17 protein-coding genes are annotated in these 16,726 nt (G+C 64.6%); 3 read left to right on the forward strand and 14 right to left on the reverse strand.

What is annotated here, in order from left to right; all coding sequences use genetic code 11:
* Nucleotides 1-94: 94 nt before the first annotated feature.
* The 14 genes from AADZ90_RS06825 to AADZ90_RS06890 form a co-directional block, all read right to left on the reverse strand.
* Entirely contained in the window at nucleotides 95-748 is a 654-nt protein-coding gene (locus AADZ90_RS06825) for a hypothetical protein (RefSeq protein ID WP_367308488.1), read from the reverse strand.
* Nucleotides 749-800: 52 nt separating this feature from the next.
* Nucleotides 801-1,682, reverse strand: a complete 882-nt coding sequence (gene sucD / locus AADZ90_RS06830) for a succinate--CoA ligase subunit alpha (RefSeq protein ID WP_367308487.1) — start codon at nucleotides 1,680-1,682, stop codon at nucleotides 801-803.
* Nucleotides 1,683-1,737: 55 nt separating this feature from the next.
* Complete coding sequence (locus AADZ90_RS06835; protein WP_367308486.1) at nucleotides 1,738-2,199, reverse strand: hypothetical protein; 462 nt, start codon at nucleotides 2,197-2,199, stop codon at nucleotides 1,738-1,740.
* 136 nt (nucleotides 2,200-2,335) lie between these two features.
* Nucleotides 2,336-2,812 (reverse strand): hypothetical protein, encoded by a 477-nt coding sequence (locus AADZ90_RS06840; protein WP_367308485.1) that lies wholly within the window; start codon nucleotides 2,810-2,812, stop codon nucleotides 2,336-2,338.
* On the reverse strand, nucleotides 2,809-3,237 hold the full coding sequence (locus AADZ90_RS06845; RefSeq protein ID WP_367308484.1) for a hypothetical protein: 429 nt from the start codon (nucleotides 3,235-3,237) through the stop codon (nucleotides 2,809-2,811). The genes AADZ90_RS06840 and AADZ90_RS06845 overlap by 4 nt, the downstream gene beginning before the upstream one ends.
* A gap of 388 nt (nucleotides 3,238-3,625) precedes the next feature.
* Nucleotides 3,626-4,819, reverse strand: coding sequence for an ADP-forming succinate--CoA ligase subunit beta (sucC, locus tag AADZ90_RS06850; RefSeq protein WP_367308483.1), 1,194 nt, complete (start codon nucleotides 4,817-4,819; stop codon nucleotides 3,626-3,628).
* Between the two features lie 238 nt (nucleotides 4,820-5,057).
* Nucleotides 5,058-5,882, reverse strand: coding sequence for a putative nucleotide-diphospho-sugar transferase (locus tag AADZ90_RS06855; protein WP_367308482.1), 825 nt, complete (start codon nucleotides 5,880-5,882; stop codon nucleotides 5,058-5,060).
* Between the two features lie 144 nt (nucleotides 5,883-6,026).
* The gene (locus AADZ90_RS06860; RefSeq protein WP_367308481.1) at nucleotides 6,027-7,181 is read right to left on the reverse strand and encodes a hypothetical protein; all 1,155 of its coding nucleotides are present in this window, start codon (nucleotides 7,179-7,181) and stop codon (nucleotides 6,027-6,029) included.
* A 24-nt stretch (nucleotides 7,182-7,205) separates the two neighbouring features.
* Complete coding sequence (gene mdh, locus AADZ90_RS06865) at nucleotides 7,206-8,168, reverse strand: malate dehydrogenase (RefSeq protein ID WP_367308480.1); 963 nt, start codon at nucleotides 8,166-8,168, stop codon at nucleotides 7,206-7,208.
* Between the two features lie 86 nt (nucleotides 8,169-8,254).
* Nucleotides 8,255-8,998: a pyridoxine 5'-phosphate synthase gene (locus AADZ90_RS06870; RefSeq protein ID WP_367308479.1), complete on the reverse strand. Its 744-nt coding sequence runs from the start codon at nucleotides 8,996-8,998 to the stop codon at nucleotides 8,255-8,257.
* Nucleotides 8,999-9,104: 106 nt separating this feature from the next.
* The gene (locus AADZ90_RS06875) at nucleotides 9,105-9,761 is read right to left on the reverse strand and encodes a DUF2062 domain-containing protein (protein ID WP_367308478.1); all 657 of its coding nucleotides are present in this window, start codon (nucleotides 9,759-9,761) and stop codon (nucleotides 9,105-9,107) included.
* Between the two features lie 77 nt (nucleotides 9,762-9,838).
* On the reverse strand, nucleotides 9,839-12,031 hold the full coding sequence (locus AADZ90_RS06880) for a RelA/SpoT family protein (RefSeq protein WP_367308477.1): 2,193 nt from the start codon (nucleotides 12,029-12,031) through the stop codon (nucleotides 9,839-9,841).
* 18 nt (nucleotides 12,032-12,049) lie between these two features.
* Nucleotides 12,050-12,403, reverse strand: coding sequence for a DNA-directed RNA polymerase subunit omega (rpoZ, locus tag AADZ90_RS06885; protein ID WP_367308476.1), 354 nt, complete (start codon nucleotides 12,401-12,403; stop codon nucleotides 12,050-12,052).
* 80 nt (nucleotides 12,404-12,483) lie between these two features.
* Complete coding sequence (locus AADZ90_RS06890; protein ID WP_367308475.1) at nucleotides 12,484-13,089, reverse strand: TetR/AcrR family transcriptional regulator; 606 nt, start codon at nucleotides 13,087-13,089, stop codon at nucleotides 12,484-12,486.
* Nucleotides 13,090-13,160: 71 nt separating this feature from the next.
* On the opposite strand from AADZ90_RS06890, the gene AADZ90_RS06895 reads away from it, so the two are divergent.
* The 3 genes from AADZ90_RS06895 to AADZ90_RS06905 all read left to right on the forward strand — a co-directional run bounded on the left by AADZ90_RS06895 (nucleotide 13,161) and on the right by AADZ90_RS06905 (nucleotide 16,696).
* Nucleotides 13,161-13,586 (forward strand): cupin domain-containing protein, encoded by a 426-nt coding sequence (locus AADZ90_RS06895; RefSeq protein ID WP_367308474.1) that lies wholly within the window; start codon nucleotides 13,161-13,163, stop codon nucleotides 13,584-13,586.
* A gap of 84 nt (nucleotides 13,587-13,670) precedes the next feature.
* Nucleotides 13,671-15,680, forward strand: coding sequence for a M3 family metallopeptidase (locus tag AADZ90_RS06900; protein WP_367308473.1), 2,010 nt, complete (start codon nucleotides 13,671-13,673; stop codon nucleotides 15,678-15,680).
* A gap of 14 nt (nucleotides 15,681-15,694) precedes the next feature.
* Nucleotides 15,695-16,696 carry a GNAT family N-acetyltransferase gene (locus tag AADZ90_RS06905; RefSeq protein ID WP_367308472.1) on the forward strand — a complete coding sequence of 334 codons (1,002 nt, stop codon included), beginning with the start codon at nucleotides 15,695-15,697 and terminating at the stop codon, nucleotides 16,694-16,696.
* The last annotated feature ends 30 nt before the right edge of the window (nucleotides 16,697-16,726 follow it).

Genomic DNA, 16,726 nt, shown 5'->3' on the forward strand with positions numbered 1-16,726 from the left:
CAGTATCTTCCGATCGCTGTGACCCATGCCCCGCACGTTGCTGGAGCTGTGAATGAAGTCGCTGTCGCTTTGATATGCCATGGTTCGCGTCCCGTCAGAAGGCGTTGATGACGCTGACTTGGGCAGCGAAGGTGATCGACGTTTTCAATCCGTAACGTTCCCGCAGGATTTCGGGGTCAGCACTCAGATACTCGGCGTAGTAGACCTTTGGCATGGGAACAAACGGAAGCAGCGCCAGCATCTCTGCGAACGTACCGGGATGCTGATCGACCGAGCGGAAGGCGAACCCCTCTGCGGTTGCGACCTCATCGGTTTCATCAGCGGTCGACATGAAATCAGAAGCGTTTGGCGGCGCCTCGTTCAGCAGAATCTCGCACGACCATGTGTTGTCATCATCCGATGTCAGGACCAGAACTCCTGATCCGGCAGGATCACGGAAGGCGCGGGTTCGATATGTCTGATCCAAGCCCTCGAGCCCGAATGCGGGCAAACCACCCGTCTCATTGCGATAGTCTTGCAGACTTGCGGTCCAGTCCTCTACCGAGGTTTTGCCCAGGTAGGCTGACGCCCCGAAGTATCGCAGGGCGCCGTAGACGTGACCCATCTCCTGAAGCTCTTCCGAAAGATCGGTCTCGGCCCATCCCATACGGGCAATCCGTTCCGCGACGACGGCCGCGGCGACGTCCATGTCGGTGGCGCACGCCTCGAATGCGGGCGCCTCCGGATGGGGAAGACTGGCAGCAGCCACGGCACCTCCGCTCAGGAGTGCGACCAGTAAGATGGACGCACGGCCCGTCACTTTACCCAATCGCCTCCACCACAGCCTCGCCCAGGGTCGCCGGGCTTTCGGCCACGGTGATCCCGGCGGCCTTCATCGCTTCGATCTTGCTCTCCGCGTCGCCCTTGCCGCCCGCGACGATGGCGCCCGCATGGCCCATGCGGCGGCCCGGAGGCGCCGTGCGGCCCGCGATGAAGCCTGCCGTCGGCTTGCCGCGGCCCGCCTTCGCCTCGTCGGCGAGGAACTGCGCGGCTTCCTCCTCGGCCGAGCCGCCGATCTCGCCGATCATGATGATCGCCTCGGTCTCGTCATCGGCGAGGAACCATTCCAGCACATCGATATGCTCCGTCCCCTTGATCGGGTCGCCGCCGATGCCGACGCAGGTCGACTGGCCAAGGCCCACATCGGTCGTCTGCTTGACCGCCTCGTAGGTCAGCGTGCCGGAGCGTGAGACGACGCCGACCTTGCCGCGCTTGTGGATGTGGCCGGGCATGATCCCGATCTTGCAGGCATCGGGCGTGATGACGCCCGGGCAGTTCGGCCCGATCAGCGTTGTCTTCGATCCCTCGAGCGCCCGTTTCACCGTCATCATGTCGAGCACCGGGATGCCCTCGGTGATGCAGCAGACCAGCGGGATCTCCGCATCGATCGCCTCGAGGATCGAATCCGCGGCAAACGGCGGCGGCACGTAGATGACCGAGGCCGTCGCGCCTGTCTTCTCCACCGCTTCGTGACACGAGTCGAAGACCGGCAGGCCCAGATGCTCGATCCCGCCCTTGCCGGGCGTCACGCCGCCCACCATCCGCGTGCCATAGGCGATCGCCTGTTCGGTATGGAACGTGCCTTGCGAGCCGGTGAGGCCCTGGCAGATCACCTTGGTGTCCTTGTCGACGAGAATGGCCAATGGAATCTCCTGTTTGCTTTCGTCTGCGGCTGCTAGCCGAGTTGCTGTTCTTCGTTCAAAAGATCGCTTGCGCGAAACCCACATTGGATCTGGTGCCGCCGCGAAGAGTGACGTCCAACTCAAGGCCTCTCTGCGCCAGAGTTTCACGTGTCAGCCTGCTGGCGGTGGTTATCTCTGCGGGGAATAGAGGTTCGGCATCGACCCGGCATTCATCCCGCCGGACGGTAACTCTGACCCTTGACCCACCAAGCGCGATCCGCGGGTTGTCCACCCGGATCAGATATCCGTTTCGAACTGGGGAGAAGCCTTGGCTGGCCAAGTTCGCCAGCGGTGCGTTCGACGTCTTGAATTCTGCACAGGCAATGACGCCAGAGCGAAATGCCATCTGCACATCTTCCGTAAAGAGCGGCTGCTGCCCGAAAGGGCCGGTGGCCACGTTTCCTTCGGCATCATAGGTGCTGCATCCGGCAATCAGGAATAGGGCTGCCGCGACGATCTGTTTTCCGAGAAGAGGCATCACATCCTCTCGGTTCGCGTAACGTCTTCCGATCTCTGTGTCAGGCTCTCCGTCGCGATCACGTCGACATTGGACCTGTCGAGGATTTCTTTCCCCATCTTCGCAGTCTTCCTTTCAGATACAGAAAAGCGTTCCCTTACGACCCCGTCCCGATCTCGTAGGTCAGGATCAGGTCGTCGCCGCCTGCGGCCCGCTGATGGCCCATGGCGAAGGTCGTGCCGCCCTCTTCCCAGCGCCAGGTCTTGCCCTTGGCGCCTTCGACCGGGGTCATCCCGGGCATGGTGTCGGCATAGCTCTGCAGCATGTCGGTGATACGTTGGGCCTCGGCCTCGTCCTCAAGCGTGACGATCATCGTGCAGGAGGCGGTTCGTCCGTCGCCCATCAGAAAGACCGTTCGGGCCTCGTCGGGCGACACATAGGTCTTCATCCCGCCGATCCCCGGTTTGGTGTCATAGCCGAAGCGGTCGACGAAGATCTTGCCCGAGGCGAGAAGTCCCGCCGGATCGGGCGTTACGCAGGCCTCGCCCATCTCGGCAAGCGGATCACCGGCAGAGGCAAGGGTGGCGCCCGCCGCAAGCAGGGCGGGCGCAAGGGGAAGGAGAAGCGATCTCACGGAAGTCCTCTGATCGAGTAGTTGAACTTGCTGATCTCCCGCACGTCGCGGAACTGGCCGCCCGGTGCGACCGAGGCCAGGGCCGCCTGGTTCACCGAAACGGGTTCGGGTGACGCCCAGACGAACGAGCAGATCGGGTTCGGAGAACTGGCAACCAGCGCGAACGAAAGGTCGTAGTCCACGTGGTAGTAGACGTTCTCTGACGTGTTCAGAATGAAGGTCGACTGCGCGAGCGCTGCCGGAATGGCACTCAGGTTGTTGCGATTGGCAACGCAGACGCTCTGGAACAATCGCGCTGCGCTGACGGCCGAAATGGGCCGGTCGCCGCCTTGAAATGTCGCCGAGGTGGTCATGGTCGGCCCGGCCGGGGCACAGGCCGTGGCCAAGGCAAGAACGGACAATGCGATGGATTTGTGAAAGGTCATGAGACTATTCCTTCGGGGGACTGGTATGAACAAAACCGTTCCCGAAATGGCCCATCGGTAGGGCGCGTTCGAGGATACGACGACGGCGCACAGCCTGTCCCCACAAACAAAGACCGCACCCGCCGGGGCAGAGTATTGAATAGATTAGTGATTCTGGCGAGTCCGGGTTTCCGGACATGGGTGCAATTCCTCACCATGCCGCCCGGCAGTGGCCAGGCGTGCAGGGCCACCGTTCGATCTGGCAAGGTCGTCCGGCCTTTGGCGATGGCGTAGGCGGCTCCGACGACGCCGGATGCCGCGACCATGACCGATCCTTGCGGATCGCCCGTTCGCGCCTCGAAAAGGTCCACAGGACCTTTTCGTCCGCGACACTGTCGCGGACCGGCGTTCACCCCTTCACCGCCTTCACGATCTTCTGCGCGCCGTCCTTCAGGTCGTCCGCCGCGATCACGTCCACGTCCGAGCCGTTGAGGATCTCTTTCCCCTTCTCGACATTTGTCCCTTCGAGCCGCACCACCAGCGGGACCTGAAGCCCGACCTCCTTGACCGCAGCGACCACGCCCTCGGCGATCACGTCGCAGCGCATGATGCCGCCGAAGATGTTGACGAGGATCCCCTTCACGTTCGGGTCCGACGTGATGATCTTGAAGGCTTCCGTCACCTTCTCTTTCGTGGCGCCGCCGCCCACGTCGAGGAAGTTCGCAGGTTCCGCCCCGTAAAGCTTGATGATGTCCATCGTCGCCATGGCCAGGCCGGCGCCGTTCACCATGCAGCCGATCTCACCATCCAAAGCGATGTAGTTCAGATCGTATTTCGACGCGGCAAGCTCCTTGGGATCCTCCTCGGTCTCGTCGCGCAGCGCCAGGATGTCATCGTGCCGGTAGAGCGCGTTGCCGTCGAAGCCCATCTTGGCATCGAGGCACTTGAGGTCGCCCTTGTCGGTCACGATCAGCGGGTTGATCTCCAGCATCTCCATGTCTTTCTCGATGAAGAGCTTGTAGAGCGTGCCCATCAGCGCCACGCATTGCTTGACCTGCTGGCCTTCGAGGCCAAGCGCGAAGGCAATCCGGCGGCCGTGATAGGGCTGGTACCCCATCACGGGATCGACGCTGAACGACAGGATCTTCTCGGGCGTGCTGGCCGCGACCTCCTCGATATCCACGCCGCCTTCGGTCGAGCAGACGAAACCGACGCGCGAGGTCTGGCGGTCGACGAGCAGCGCAAGATACATCTCGCGCTCGATCTCCGATCCGTCCTCGATATAGATCCGGTTGACCTGCTTGCCGTCCGGGCCGGTCTGATGGGTCACCAATGTCCGGCCCAGCATCCGCTTGGCCTCTTCGGCGGCCTCCTCGACCGACTTGGCCAGCCGCACGCCGCCCTTCTCGCCCGCATCGGCCTCCTTGAACGAGCCTTTGCCGCGGCCGCCCGCATGGATCTGCGCCTTGACGACCCAAAGCGGCCCGTCCAACCCGCCGGCCGCCGTCTTGGCCTCTTCCGCACGCAGAACCGCCCGCCCGTCAGAGACCGGAGCGCCGTAGCTGCGCAGAAGGGCCTTGGCCTGATACTCGTGGATATTCATGGATAAGACCTCGCTCTGATTCCCGTCCGGCGCCGCCCCGGGGCAACGCGCCCCGATAAGCATAACCCGCCCCGGCGCGTCATGTGTAAAGGCGTCTTGCCGCAAGGAAAACCGACATTTGTGATCACATGAAATCAGCGTGTGATCACAAAATGGGATCTCGTGGCGCGGCTGGCCCGTCAAGACATGGTTTCGATAACCTGCGCGGCGACTCGCCCGCCGCGGATGCCGGTATCCGTCAGCGCACGGTCAGATCGGCCAGCCGCGCGCGCCAGCCCCGCCGCCAGCGCGACAGATCGGCGACATTCCTGCCCTTCAGCGTCACATCGCTTTCCAGCAGCTTCGCGATCCGCGCCAGCCGCCCGTGACCGACCAGCGTCGCCAGATCCGTCTCCTGCGGCATGTCCCGCCGAAGATGCTTGTGCAGCCGGTGCAGGTGCAGCACGCGCGGGGCGGCGGCATAGCCCACCTTCATCGCATCGACCTGCCTCAGGCTGACGAGGTTGTATTCCACCGGAAGCGTCGCGATCCGCAGGTCGCTGTCATAGAGCAGCTCGCGCAGCGGGATCTGGTCCTTCTTCTGCTCTGGCTCGGCCAGTGCGGCTTCGGTCTCTTCCCAGAGCTTCAGGATCGCCGGGCTCGTCTTCACGCCCATCACGCCGGAATTCATCTGCGGAAAGGCGGGCGGGACGCTCGACCGCCAAGACCGGGAGTTGAACTCATTCCCCCGCCGGTCCCCATGGGCGCCCGCGATGTCGAACCGGTCGAGCACGTCGAAGACGTCGGTCAGATCGGCCAAGGTGATGACGTCGGTGTCGACATAGATCGTCCGCTCGAACCGCGTCCTGCGCAGCGCCTCGAACTTGGGCCGGTGCCACGACCGCTCAAGCGGGACGATCCGGTCGAACGGCCCGGGGTCGAGCCCCTCTTCATCGGTGTAGAAATCGATCAGCGCGTCCGGATGCACCTCCCGCAGGTATCGCCCGGCATGGAAGGCGATGGGCGCAAACCCCTCGCCGCTGGAAGCAAGGACAAAGCCGCGGGGTTCGGTTCGCTCGGTCATCACCTGCCTCATGCCGGTTTTCGGGCTGAGTGAAAAGAAGATTGCTGGTCCGGAATTGCAGATCGAAGGCGTGAAATGCGCTCAATCCAGGTTCGCCCACCAGTGTTTTTTCCGATGAGAGTGCAATCAGCCACCGGGCCGCTGTCAGAGCATATTTGGATCCGTTACGCCCACCACATCCGCCTTGCTCAGGTCACTCGGAGGAAAGTCGTCCTGATCGAGAGTTACGACACAGCAGTAACCATACCCCCAATTCAAACCTGTCAGAAGATCCGGCCAGAAACAGAAGATGGGCAGGACGTCATCCTCCCGCCCCCAGGCTTTCAACTCGTCGGGAAAGGCACCGAACAGCCGATGAACCGGACCAGGGTCGCTGCCTTTGGCAACCATCCCCTCTCTTACGGCCAGCGGCAAGCTGGCATAGGTCTCAGCATCAGCGCGCAGCATGCTGTGAAGCTGGGCCATCACCGGTATGGCCAGGTTGAGGTGGTGTGCCTTGGCGTAGTCCGACAGCGCACCGCCCGCCCTGAGCGGTGCCGTAAGCTCTTCGAATGCAGCGGCGTCTGACGGGGACAAAGCATCCGAACGCTGGCCCTCCGCCCAAGCGCGAAGCCTGCCGGCCAAGGCTGCGGCGTCGGCCGATCCAGCGCGGATCGCTCTTATCTTGGCGTGGGTTTCGGCTTCTTCTTCGAGGGTGCGGCGGATGACCCAGTCTTCCCGCTCGGTCCTGCCGATGAACCAACGTCGAAACAGGGCGCGAGGCGAGAATTCCAGCTCATGGCGCCGCCACATCGCGGATGACAAGGCGCTGCCACGCAAGGCTTGCACCCGATTGCGTTCATTGCCGCAGAGCCCCTCGATCAAGGTGACGACATCGAAAACCGTGCTCCACAGCCACGGCCGGTCGCCATAGGGCAGAAGGTTTACCAGATCCTCGCCGGTTCGAGGAGCACCCACGGCCTGATCTTCCAGTTCGCCAATGATGAGGGCGCACCGTCTTCCCTGGCGCAGATCCTCCTCCTGCGCAGCATTGTCCGCATCGGACGGGGCGACGACGTGAATGATCGCTCCGCCATCCCGATCGCGATCCAGAAAGATCGCCAGATGGCCATGGTCAGGAAGACCGTTGCCCGGTCGAAACCGGGCGACGTCGGCCAAATCGATCTGCGCGATGAAAGCGAGGTCGGGGTCGATCCGAGCGCCACCGAGGCTCGGGCGTCCGCCCGCCCAGCTTGACGTCAGGACGGCACTTCCATCCAGTTGTCGGGGCAGCGGGCGAAGCCCGAGAGGCGGGATCACGCGGAATGGTCGCCCGTCACGGCGTCACCCCAGCGACTCGTCGATCCCCTTGCAGGCCTCCACAAGGCCCTTCACGGCGCCGACCGACTTGTCGAACATCGCCTGTTCGTCCTTCGACAGCGAGATCTCCACGATCCGCTCGATGCCGCCTGCGCCGATGACCGTCGGCACGCCGACGTAGAACCCGTTCAGCCCGTAGGCGCCGTCGACATAGGCCGCGCAGGGCAGGACCCGCTTCTGGTCCTTCAGATAGCTTTCGGCCATCTGGATCGCGCTCGTGGCGGGCGCGTAATAGGCCGAGCCGTTGCCAAGCAGGCCCACGATCTCTGCCCCGCCGTCGCGGGTGCGCTGGACGATCGCGTCCAGCTTTTCCTGCGTCGTCCAGCCCATCTTGACCAGATCGGGCAGGGGAATGCCCGCAACCGTCGAATAGCGCGTCAGCGGCACCATCGTGTCGCCGTGGCCGCCAAGGACGAAGGCGGTGACGTCCTTCATCGACACGCCGAATTCATCGGCCAGGAAGTGCCGGAACCGTGCGCTGTCGAGCACGCCGGCCATCCCGCAGACCTTGGCGTGCGGCAGGCCCGAGAACTCCCGCAGGGCCCAGACCATCGCATCCAGAGGATTGGTGATGCAGATCACGAAGGCATCGGGCGCGTTCGCCCGGATCCCCTCGCCCACGGCTTTCATGACCTTGAGGTTGATGCCCAGCAGGTCGTCACGGCTCATCCCCGGCTTGCGGGGGACACCGGCCGTGACGATGCAGACATCGGCGCCTGCGATATCGGCGTAGTCGGTCGTGCCCTTCAGGGATGCGTCGAACCCCTCCACCGGGCCCGACTCGGCGATATCGAGCGACTTGCCCTGCGGTGTGCCGTCCTGGATGTCGAAGAGGATGACATCCCCCAACTCCTTGATCGCGGCGAGATGGGCCAGCGTGCCGCCGATCTGGCCGGCACCGATGAGAGCGATTTTGGGACGTGCCATCGAAGGGTCTCCACTTGGCTTGAAGTCGCGGGGAGGCCTACCGCCTCGCCCCGGTGCGCGCAAGGCGGGAACCGTCCGGAAATGGCTCAGGCGCGGGCGTCGTCCATGATCCGGCGCATCTCCTTGATGGCGGGATCGAGCCCGCGGAAGATCGCCTCGCCGATCAGAAAGTGCCCGATATTCAGCTCCCGCACCTGCGGCAGGGCGGCGACCGGGGCCACCGTGTCGTAGGTCAGACCGTGGCCCGCATGGACCTCCAGCCCCAGATCATCGGCAAAAGCGGCCATCTCGGTCAGCTTGCCAAGCTCCTGATCTCGCTCGGAAAAACGCTCTTCCGCATGAGCGTCGCAATAGGCGCCGGTATGCAGCTCGATCACCTCAGCCCCGATCCGGTGGGCGGCCTCGATTTGGCGCTTGTCGGCGGCGATGAAGATCGACACCCGGCAGCCCGCATCGCGCAGGGGGGCGATGAAATGGGCCAGCCGGTTCTCGTCCTTGGCGACTTCCAGCCCGCCTTCGGTCGTCCGCTCCTCACGCCGCTCGGGCACGAGGCACACCGCATGGGGGACATGGCGCAGGGCAATCGCCTGCATCTCGTCCGTCGCCGCCATCTCGAAGTTCAAGGGTGTCGAGAGCGTCTCCATCAAGGCCTCGATATCGGTGTCGGAGATATGCCGCCGGTCCTCCCGCAGATGGGCGGTGATCCCGTCCGCCCCGGCCTCTTCCGCCAGCTTGGCGGCGCGCACCGGGTCGGGCACCGCCCCGCCGCGGGCATTCCGGACGGTGGCGACATGGTCGATATTGACGCCGAGGCGAAGATGATCGGGCATGGTGGGCATCCTCTCTGTCCGGGCTCTGTTTCCGGGTCGAGCTTTGCCGGGCCGCGGCGGCCGGGGCAATCCCCTGATCGCGCAAGACCCCGGGGCTGTCAGAGGGTCAGTTGGTTTGCGATCCGGCCTTCATCCCCGGCATCGCCGCCTTCTTCAGCGCGTCGAGCTTGGCGCGCAGCCGCTGGCGGCGGCGGTTCTGATGCGCCCGGATCACCGGCAGGGACAGGTAATAGATGACCGTCGCGGTGACGATCCCCGGAAGGATCCCGCCGACCAGATACGGCACGAAGACCTCGTCATTGAAGCGTGCCAGGCGTGCCCATTCCATCGTGTCGGCGGTGAAAATCGCCAGGAAATTGTCCCACAGGTCGGCGCCCGCATCGGCGAATTTGCGCATCAGCGACACGCTCACCTCGGGGTCCGGGCGCGTCCCCAGCAGGAAATGACCGGTATTCAAAGAGATGACGCCGATCGGCACATAGGTCAGCGGGTTGCCGAAGAACGTCGCGAGCAGAGCGGCCAGAATATTGCCGCGCATCACCTTGGCGATGATCGCGGCCACGATGAAATGCAGGCCGTAGAACGGCGTAAAGGTGACAAACACCCCCGCCCAGATGCCGCGGCTGATCTTCTCGGGCGTGTCGGGCAGGCGGCGCAGGCGCAGCTTGATGTATTCGAACGCCCGTGCCCAGCCGCCGCGCGGCCAAAGCGCCTCGGCCACGATCTGCACGACACCTCGCCTGTCCCGGCGTTTGAAGACCAACTGCCCGTTCCTCTCTCTGCGGCGCCCCTACGCCGCATGTAACCACTTAGTGCCCCGGTGCCTACGGGGCCAGAATGTCAATTCTGCGTCGCGAGCTCGGTTTCCTTGCGGCGCGTGCCGGTCTCGGGATGCGTCTGCACCGCCTCGGCCGGGCTGACCCGCGTCGGGTCGCGCAGGCGGGCGATGGCGGCCACGTCGCTATCGGCCTCGAGCGCGGTCATCACCGTGTGCAGATGCGCCGCGTCGCGCAGGTCCACATCAATGGTGATCCGGTAATAATCCGGCTTGCGATCCAGAAATTTGAGGTCGGAGATATTCGCCGATTGCTCGGCGATCAATGTGCAAATACGTCCCAGAACGCCTGTCGCGTTGGAGATGGTGAGGTCCAGTGTCACCGTATTGACCGCCGGGTGCTTGCCCTCGTGCCACTGCAGGTCGACCCAGCGATCGGCCTGTTCCTCGTACTGGGCGAGCGCCTCGCAATCGATGGCATGAACGACGACGCCCTGACCGCGGAAGGTGATGCCCACGATCCGCTCGCCCGGCACCGGCTGGCAGCAGGCGGCGCGACCAAAGCTCTGATCGGCGATCAGGCCAACGACGGCCCGGGTCCCGTCGATCTCGTCGCCCTCGTGTTCGGCAAGCTCGGGATAGATCGCCGCCACGACCTCCCGCGCGGTAATCTCGGCCGAACCGAGGCGGGCCAGCATCTCGGGCATCGAGGGCAGGCCCAGCGTCTTCGCCGCCGTCCTGAGCGCCTTGTCGGTGGCGCGCTTGCCCACATGTTCGAACGCCACGCGGGCGAGCTCGCGGCCCAGCCGGACGAACCGCTCGCGGTCCTCCTCGCGCAGGGCCTTGCGGATCGCCGACTTGGCGCGGCCCGTCACCGCGATATCGATCCAGCTGACCTGCGGGCGCTGGCCTTCCGCCGTGATGATCTCCACCGACTGCCCGTTCTTCAGCCGGGTCCAGAGCGGCACGCGGATACTGTCCACCTTGGCGCCGACGCAGGCATGGCCGATCCGCGTGTGGATCGCATAGGCAAAGTCGATCGGGGTGGCGCCCCGGGGCAGCTTGATCACATCGCCCTTCGGCGTGAAGCAGAAGACCTGGTCCTGATACATCTCGAGCTTCACCGCCTCGAGGAATTCGTCATGGTCGCCTTCCGCATCCAGCCGTTCGGTCAGGGCCGAGATCCACTTCTGCGGATCGACGGCAAAGGGGTTCTCCACCCGTTCCCCGTCGCGATAGGACCAGTGCGCGGCAACCCCGCTTTCGGCGACCTCGTTCATCTGGCGGGTGCGGATCTGCACCTCCACCCGCTTGCCGTCGCGCCCCGAGACCGTCGTGTGGATCGAGCGATAGCCGTTCGACTTGGGCTGGCTGATATAATCCTTGAACCGCCCCGGCACCGCGCGCCAGCGCTGGTGGATCGCGCCGAGAACACGGTAACAATCCGCCTCTTGCCGGCAGATGATGCGAAAGCCGTAGATGTCGGACAGGCGCGAGAATGACTGTTCCTTCTCCTGCATCTTGCGCCAGATCGAATAGGGCTTCTTCGCGCGGCCATAGACCTCGGCCTCGATCCCCTCGGCGGCAAGCAGCACGCGGATATCCATCGTGATCTTGGTGATCACGTCGCCGCTTTCCTTCTGCAGCGTGATGAAGCGGCGGATGATCGACGACCGGCCTTCCGGGTTCAGCACGCGGAACGCCAGATCCTCCAGCTCCTCCCGCATCCACTGCATCCCCATCCGGCCGGCGAGCGGCGCATAGATCTCCATCGTCTCGCGGGCTTTCTGGGCCTGTTTCTCCGGCTTCATTGCCTTGATGGTGCGCATGTTGTGCAGCCGGTCCGCCAGCTTGACCAGCGTGACCCGCAGATCCTTCGACGTCGCCATGAAGAGCTTGCGGAAGTTTTCGGCCTGCTTGCTTTCCGACGACGACAGCTGAAGGTTGGTCAGCTTGGTGACGCCATCGACCAGCTCGGCAATCTCGGTGCCGAAGCGCGTCTCGATATCGCGGTAAGAGGCGCGGGTATCCTCGATCGTGTCATGGAGAAGCGCGGTGACGATCGAGGCATCGTCCATCTGCTGTTCTGTCAGGATCGCGGCAACCGCAACCGGATGGGTAAAGTAGGGCTCGCCGGATCGGCGGAACTGGCCCTCATGCGCCGCCTCGCCATAGGCGAATGCGTCGCGGATCAGCGCCTCGTTCGTGTGCGGGTTATAATTGCGGACAAGGGTGACGAGATCGTCAGCGTCGATCATGCCACCCCCATATCCGGGTCAGCTCTGGCCTTGCGCTTCCATCAGCGCGCGCAAGAGCTTTTCCTCGTCCATGTCGTCCTGCTGGGGCCTGTCGGTCTCCTGTCCCATCAGCAGCGCCATGGCGTCTTCTTCCGGCTCGTCGACCTCGATCTGGGTCTGATGGGCCTCGATCATCCGCTCGCGCAGATCGTCGGCCTGCTGCGTCTCCTCGGCGATCTCGCGCAGGGCGACGACCGGGTTCTTGTCGTTGTCGCGGTCGACCGTCAGCGGAGAGCCGGTGGCGAGCTCCCGCGCCCGGTGCGAGGCGAGCATCACAAGCTCGAACCGGTTCGGAACTTTATCGACGCAGTCTTCGACGGTGACGCGGGCCATAGGGTACTCCGGCTGGTTTGCGTAAGGCGGAAATCAGCGACATAAGGCGTTGAAAGGGGATTGACAAGGCCTGTTTCGCCTTATGCGGGCGGGAAAACAGCGTCGAGCGTGGCGTCAATCACCGCCTGAAGCGCGCCCCGATCCGCCCCCGCTTCCGCCAGCACCACCATGCCGTTTACCGCCGCCGTCAAGGCCAGTGCCCTTTGCCGGTCCCGGGGCGTCGGATTGCCATCACCGGTCAGCAGCCGTTCCATCTGCATGACGAAGCCCCCATTCGCCCGATCAAGCGCCGCGGCCACGTCTGCGCGCGGCTCCGGTTGTTCAAGGGTCGTCCGGCAGCGCAGGCAGCCATTCGGTGCGTCGGGATCGGCCAGCCGGTCGGCACTGGCCGTCAGCGTCTCCGCAACCGCCTCGCGGGGGGAAAGGCCCTTGGCCAGTGTTGCGTCCACACGGGCGTGGAAGCGATCCGCATAAGTGCCCAGCGCCCGGGCCAGCAACGCCTCCTTATCCCCATAGAGCTTGTAGAACGACGCGCGCGCCGCTCCCGTTGCATCCGTCAGGTCGCTTAAAGACGTACCGGCGAACCCCTTCCGCCAGAACAGATCCGTCACCGTGTCGATCAACGCGGCCTCGTCAAAGCTCCGGGGGCGACCCCGCGGACGCTCTTCGCGGAATTGTGAACTCATCGGTCTATTATTTCCGTCCGATTATAGACTAGCCAGTTCATATACGACCCGTGATGAAGAAGGAGCAACTCATGATCGTGTTACGCGCTGCAATTCTGGCCGGTCTTCTGGCAGGGGGCGCCATGGCCCAGGGGGTGGAAACCCGAACCCTCGACGCGATGGCGCTGAACGCCCACCCGTCCTTCGACGGCGTCTCGGCCGCGTTCGTCACCGGCGCTTTCGACGCCGATGGCCTCTATGCCGCCAATTCGGTGATGCAAGAGGGCGCCGTCTTCCCGCCCCACAGCCACCCCGATGAGCGCCTTTCGCTCGTGGTCGACGGCGTGATGTTCCTCGGCACGGGCGAGACGATCGATCCCGCAACCGAAATCCGGATCGAGGCCGGAAGCCTCGTTCTGACCCCGGCAGGCACCGTCCATTACATGATCGCCCGCGAAGGCGATGTGCGCATCCTCGAAATCGGCTCAGGCCCGTCCGGCACCGCCTTCCCGGGCTAATCGGCGGGTCCCCTCGCAGGGGCCGTTCAGGAGTGGATTCTTCCCCCCGTCCACCCTAGCTCTGGTGGAAAGGAGATCCGCGCCATGACCAACCCCCTGCTCGACACCTGGGATACGCCGTTCGGCCTGCCGCCCTTCGACCGCATCACCGATGACGCCTTCGCGCCCGCCATGGACAAGGCGCTCGAGCAGGGCAGGGCCGAGATCGCGCGGATCGCCGAAAACGACGAGGCGCCGACCTTCGCGAACACGATTGAAGCAATGGAAGTCGCGGGCGATGCGCTCAGCAAGACGGCCTCCACCTTCTACGGCATCGCTTCCGCCGACAGCACCGATACCCGCGAGGCGCTGCAGCGGGACTTTTCCCCGAAGCTTTCCGCCTATTCCTCCGATATCACCGCCAACCGCCCGCTCTTCGACCGGATCGAGGCGGTCTGGCAGGCGCGCGACACCCTCGACCTCACCGAAGAACAGCACCGCCTTCTCTACCTCACCCGCCGCAACTTCGTCCGCTCGGGCGCCAAGCTGGAAGGCGCCGAGGCCGACCGCCTGAAAGAGATCAAGAGCCGGTTGGCCACCCTCGGCACCCAGTTCACCCAGAACCTCCTCGCCGACGAACGCAGCTGGACCCTGCCGCTCAAAGAGGACCAGATGCAGGGCCTCCCCGACTTCGTCCGCGACGCGGCCCGCGCCGCAGGCGGGGAGGACGGCCCCGTCATCACCCTCTCCCGGTCGCTCATCGTGCCCTTCCTGCAATTCTCCGATCGTCGTGACCTGCGCGAAACCGCCTGGCGCGCCTGGACATCCCGCGGCGCCAATGGCGGCGACACCGATAACCGCGCCATCGCCGCCGAAATCCTGCAGCTTCGCCACGAACGCGCGCAGCTTCTGGGCTACGACACCTTCGCCGATTACAAGCTGGAGACCGAGATGGCCGGCACCCCCGCCGCCGTCCGCGACCTGTTGATGCAGGTCTGGGAACCGGCCAAGGCCCAGGCCCTCGCCGATCAGGAGCATCTGACACTCCTCCTCCATTCCGACGGGTTCGACGGCCCGCTCGAACCCTGGGACTGGCGCTACTACACCGAGAAGCGCCGCGCGAAGGAACACGACCTCGATGAGGCTGCGCTCAAGCCCTATCTCAAGCTCGACAACATGATCGACGCGGCGTTCGACACCGCCAACCGCCTCTTCGGGCTCGAGTTCAAACCCGTCGACCTGCCCCTCTACCATGAGGATTGCCGCGCCTGGGACATCACCCGCGACGGCCGCCATATGGCGCTTTTCATCGGGGACTACTTCGCCCGGCCCTCCAAGCGCTCCGGCGCCTGGTGCACCACCTTCCGCGACCAGCAGAGCTTTGAGGGGGAGATCCGCCCGATCGTCCTCAACGTCTGCAATTTCGCGAAATCCGACCCCGCGCTTCTGTCCTTCGACGATGCACGCACGCTGTTCCACGAATTCGGCCACGCCCTGCACCACATCCTGTCCGACGTGACCTATGAAAGCCTCTCGGGCACTTCCGTCGCCCGCGACTTCGTCGAGCTTCCCTCCCAGCTCTACGAACACTGGCTCGAAGTGCCCGAGGTCCTGCAAAAGCACGCCCGCCACGCGACGACGGACGAGCCGATGCCCGAGGACCTCCTCCAGCGGCTGCTCAACGCCGCGACCTTCGACATGGGCTTCCAGACCGTCGAATACCTCGCCTCGGCCCTCGTCGACTTGGGCTTCCACGACCGGGAGCCGCCCGCTGACCCGATGCAGCGCCAGGCCGAGATCCTCGAGGAAATCGGCCTGCCCCACGCCATCCCCATGCGCCACGCCACGCCCCACTTCGCCCATGTCTTCGCGGGCGACGGCTATTCCTCGGGCTACTACAGCTACATGTGGTCCGAGGTGATGGATGCCGACGCCTTCGCCGCCTTCGAGGAAACCGGCGACCCGTTCGACGACGGGATGGCCAAGGCGCTGGAGGACAACATCCTCTCCAAAGGCGGTACCGAAGAGGCCGAAGACCTCTACACCGACTTTCGTGGCCGCCTGCCGGGGGTCGACGCGCTCCTGAAGGGCAGGGGCCTCGACAAGGCAGCATGACGGGGGCGCATCCTGTGCCGCTCACCATCCGTGATCTCGAACCGGCCGACCTTGATGTCGCCGCCGGGCTGCTTCTCGAAGACGCCCGGCAAAGGCAAGCGGCGAACCCGACCCTGTGGACACTCGCCGCCAAAGCCCGTGACAAGATCACAGCCACGATCAGCGCCGCGCTGGGGCAGGACAATCCGCCGTTCCGCCAGAAGTGGCTCCTGGCCGAGGCCGACGGTGAGGCCATCGGCATCACACACACGATCCTGCTGCCGGTTCCCCCCATCTATGCCGGCGCGTTCGGGCGCCCCGGCCTCATCATGGAGGATTGCTTCCTCCGCGACGATGCGCCCGACGGGACGCTGCAAACGCTCTTCGAGGCCGCCGAGGCAGATCTGATCGAGGCTGGTGCAAGGATCCTCCTTGGCTCCTCCGTGCCGGGCGGCGTCTGGGAGCAGGCCTACGCGGCGCCGGATTACGACCCGCTGACCCTGTACTTCGCGAAGACAGGGCTCCGCTCCCCGCAAGAGCTCCAGGACGTCCGCCCCGCCAATGCCGCCGACGTCCCGGCCATCGTGGCGTCCAGCGCGGAGAACCGGCAGATCCTCTTCGACCTCAACGCATTCTGGAAACCGCATCCCGACGCAGATGCGCGGTTCGGTGCGTGGATGGAGAAAAGCCTGACCCTCCCCGATCGCGACATGTTCGTCTCAGAGGTAGGCGATACCGTCACCGGCTACGCCATCTCACAACCGGCCACGCCGCTGCACTTCCCGCCGCCGCACGACATCAGCGCCATCGGCGTGATCGACGACTACTACCACAGTGACCTGGCAGACCCCGAAAGGCTCCAGAACGACGGCGGTGCAGCGGCCTCGCTCTTACAACCGGCCGAAGCCGCGCTTCAGGCGCGGGGAAACACCGCCGCGCTGGTCGTTTGCCCCGCCGCCTGGCTCTCAAAGATCGCAATCCTCAAGGACGCTGGCTACGAAAACGCCATCACCTGGTTCAAGAAACGGCAGGTTTGAAGGGGATCCGGAAGCCCGCAGAACCTCTGG

It is taken from the genome of Aestuariibius violaceus, from assembly GCF_040779325.2.
In the GTDB taxonomy this organism is placed as follows: Bacteria; Pseudomonadota; Alphaproteobacteria; order Rhodobacterales; family Rhodobacteraceae; genus Aestuariibius; species Aestuariibius violaceus.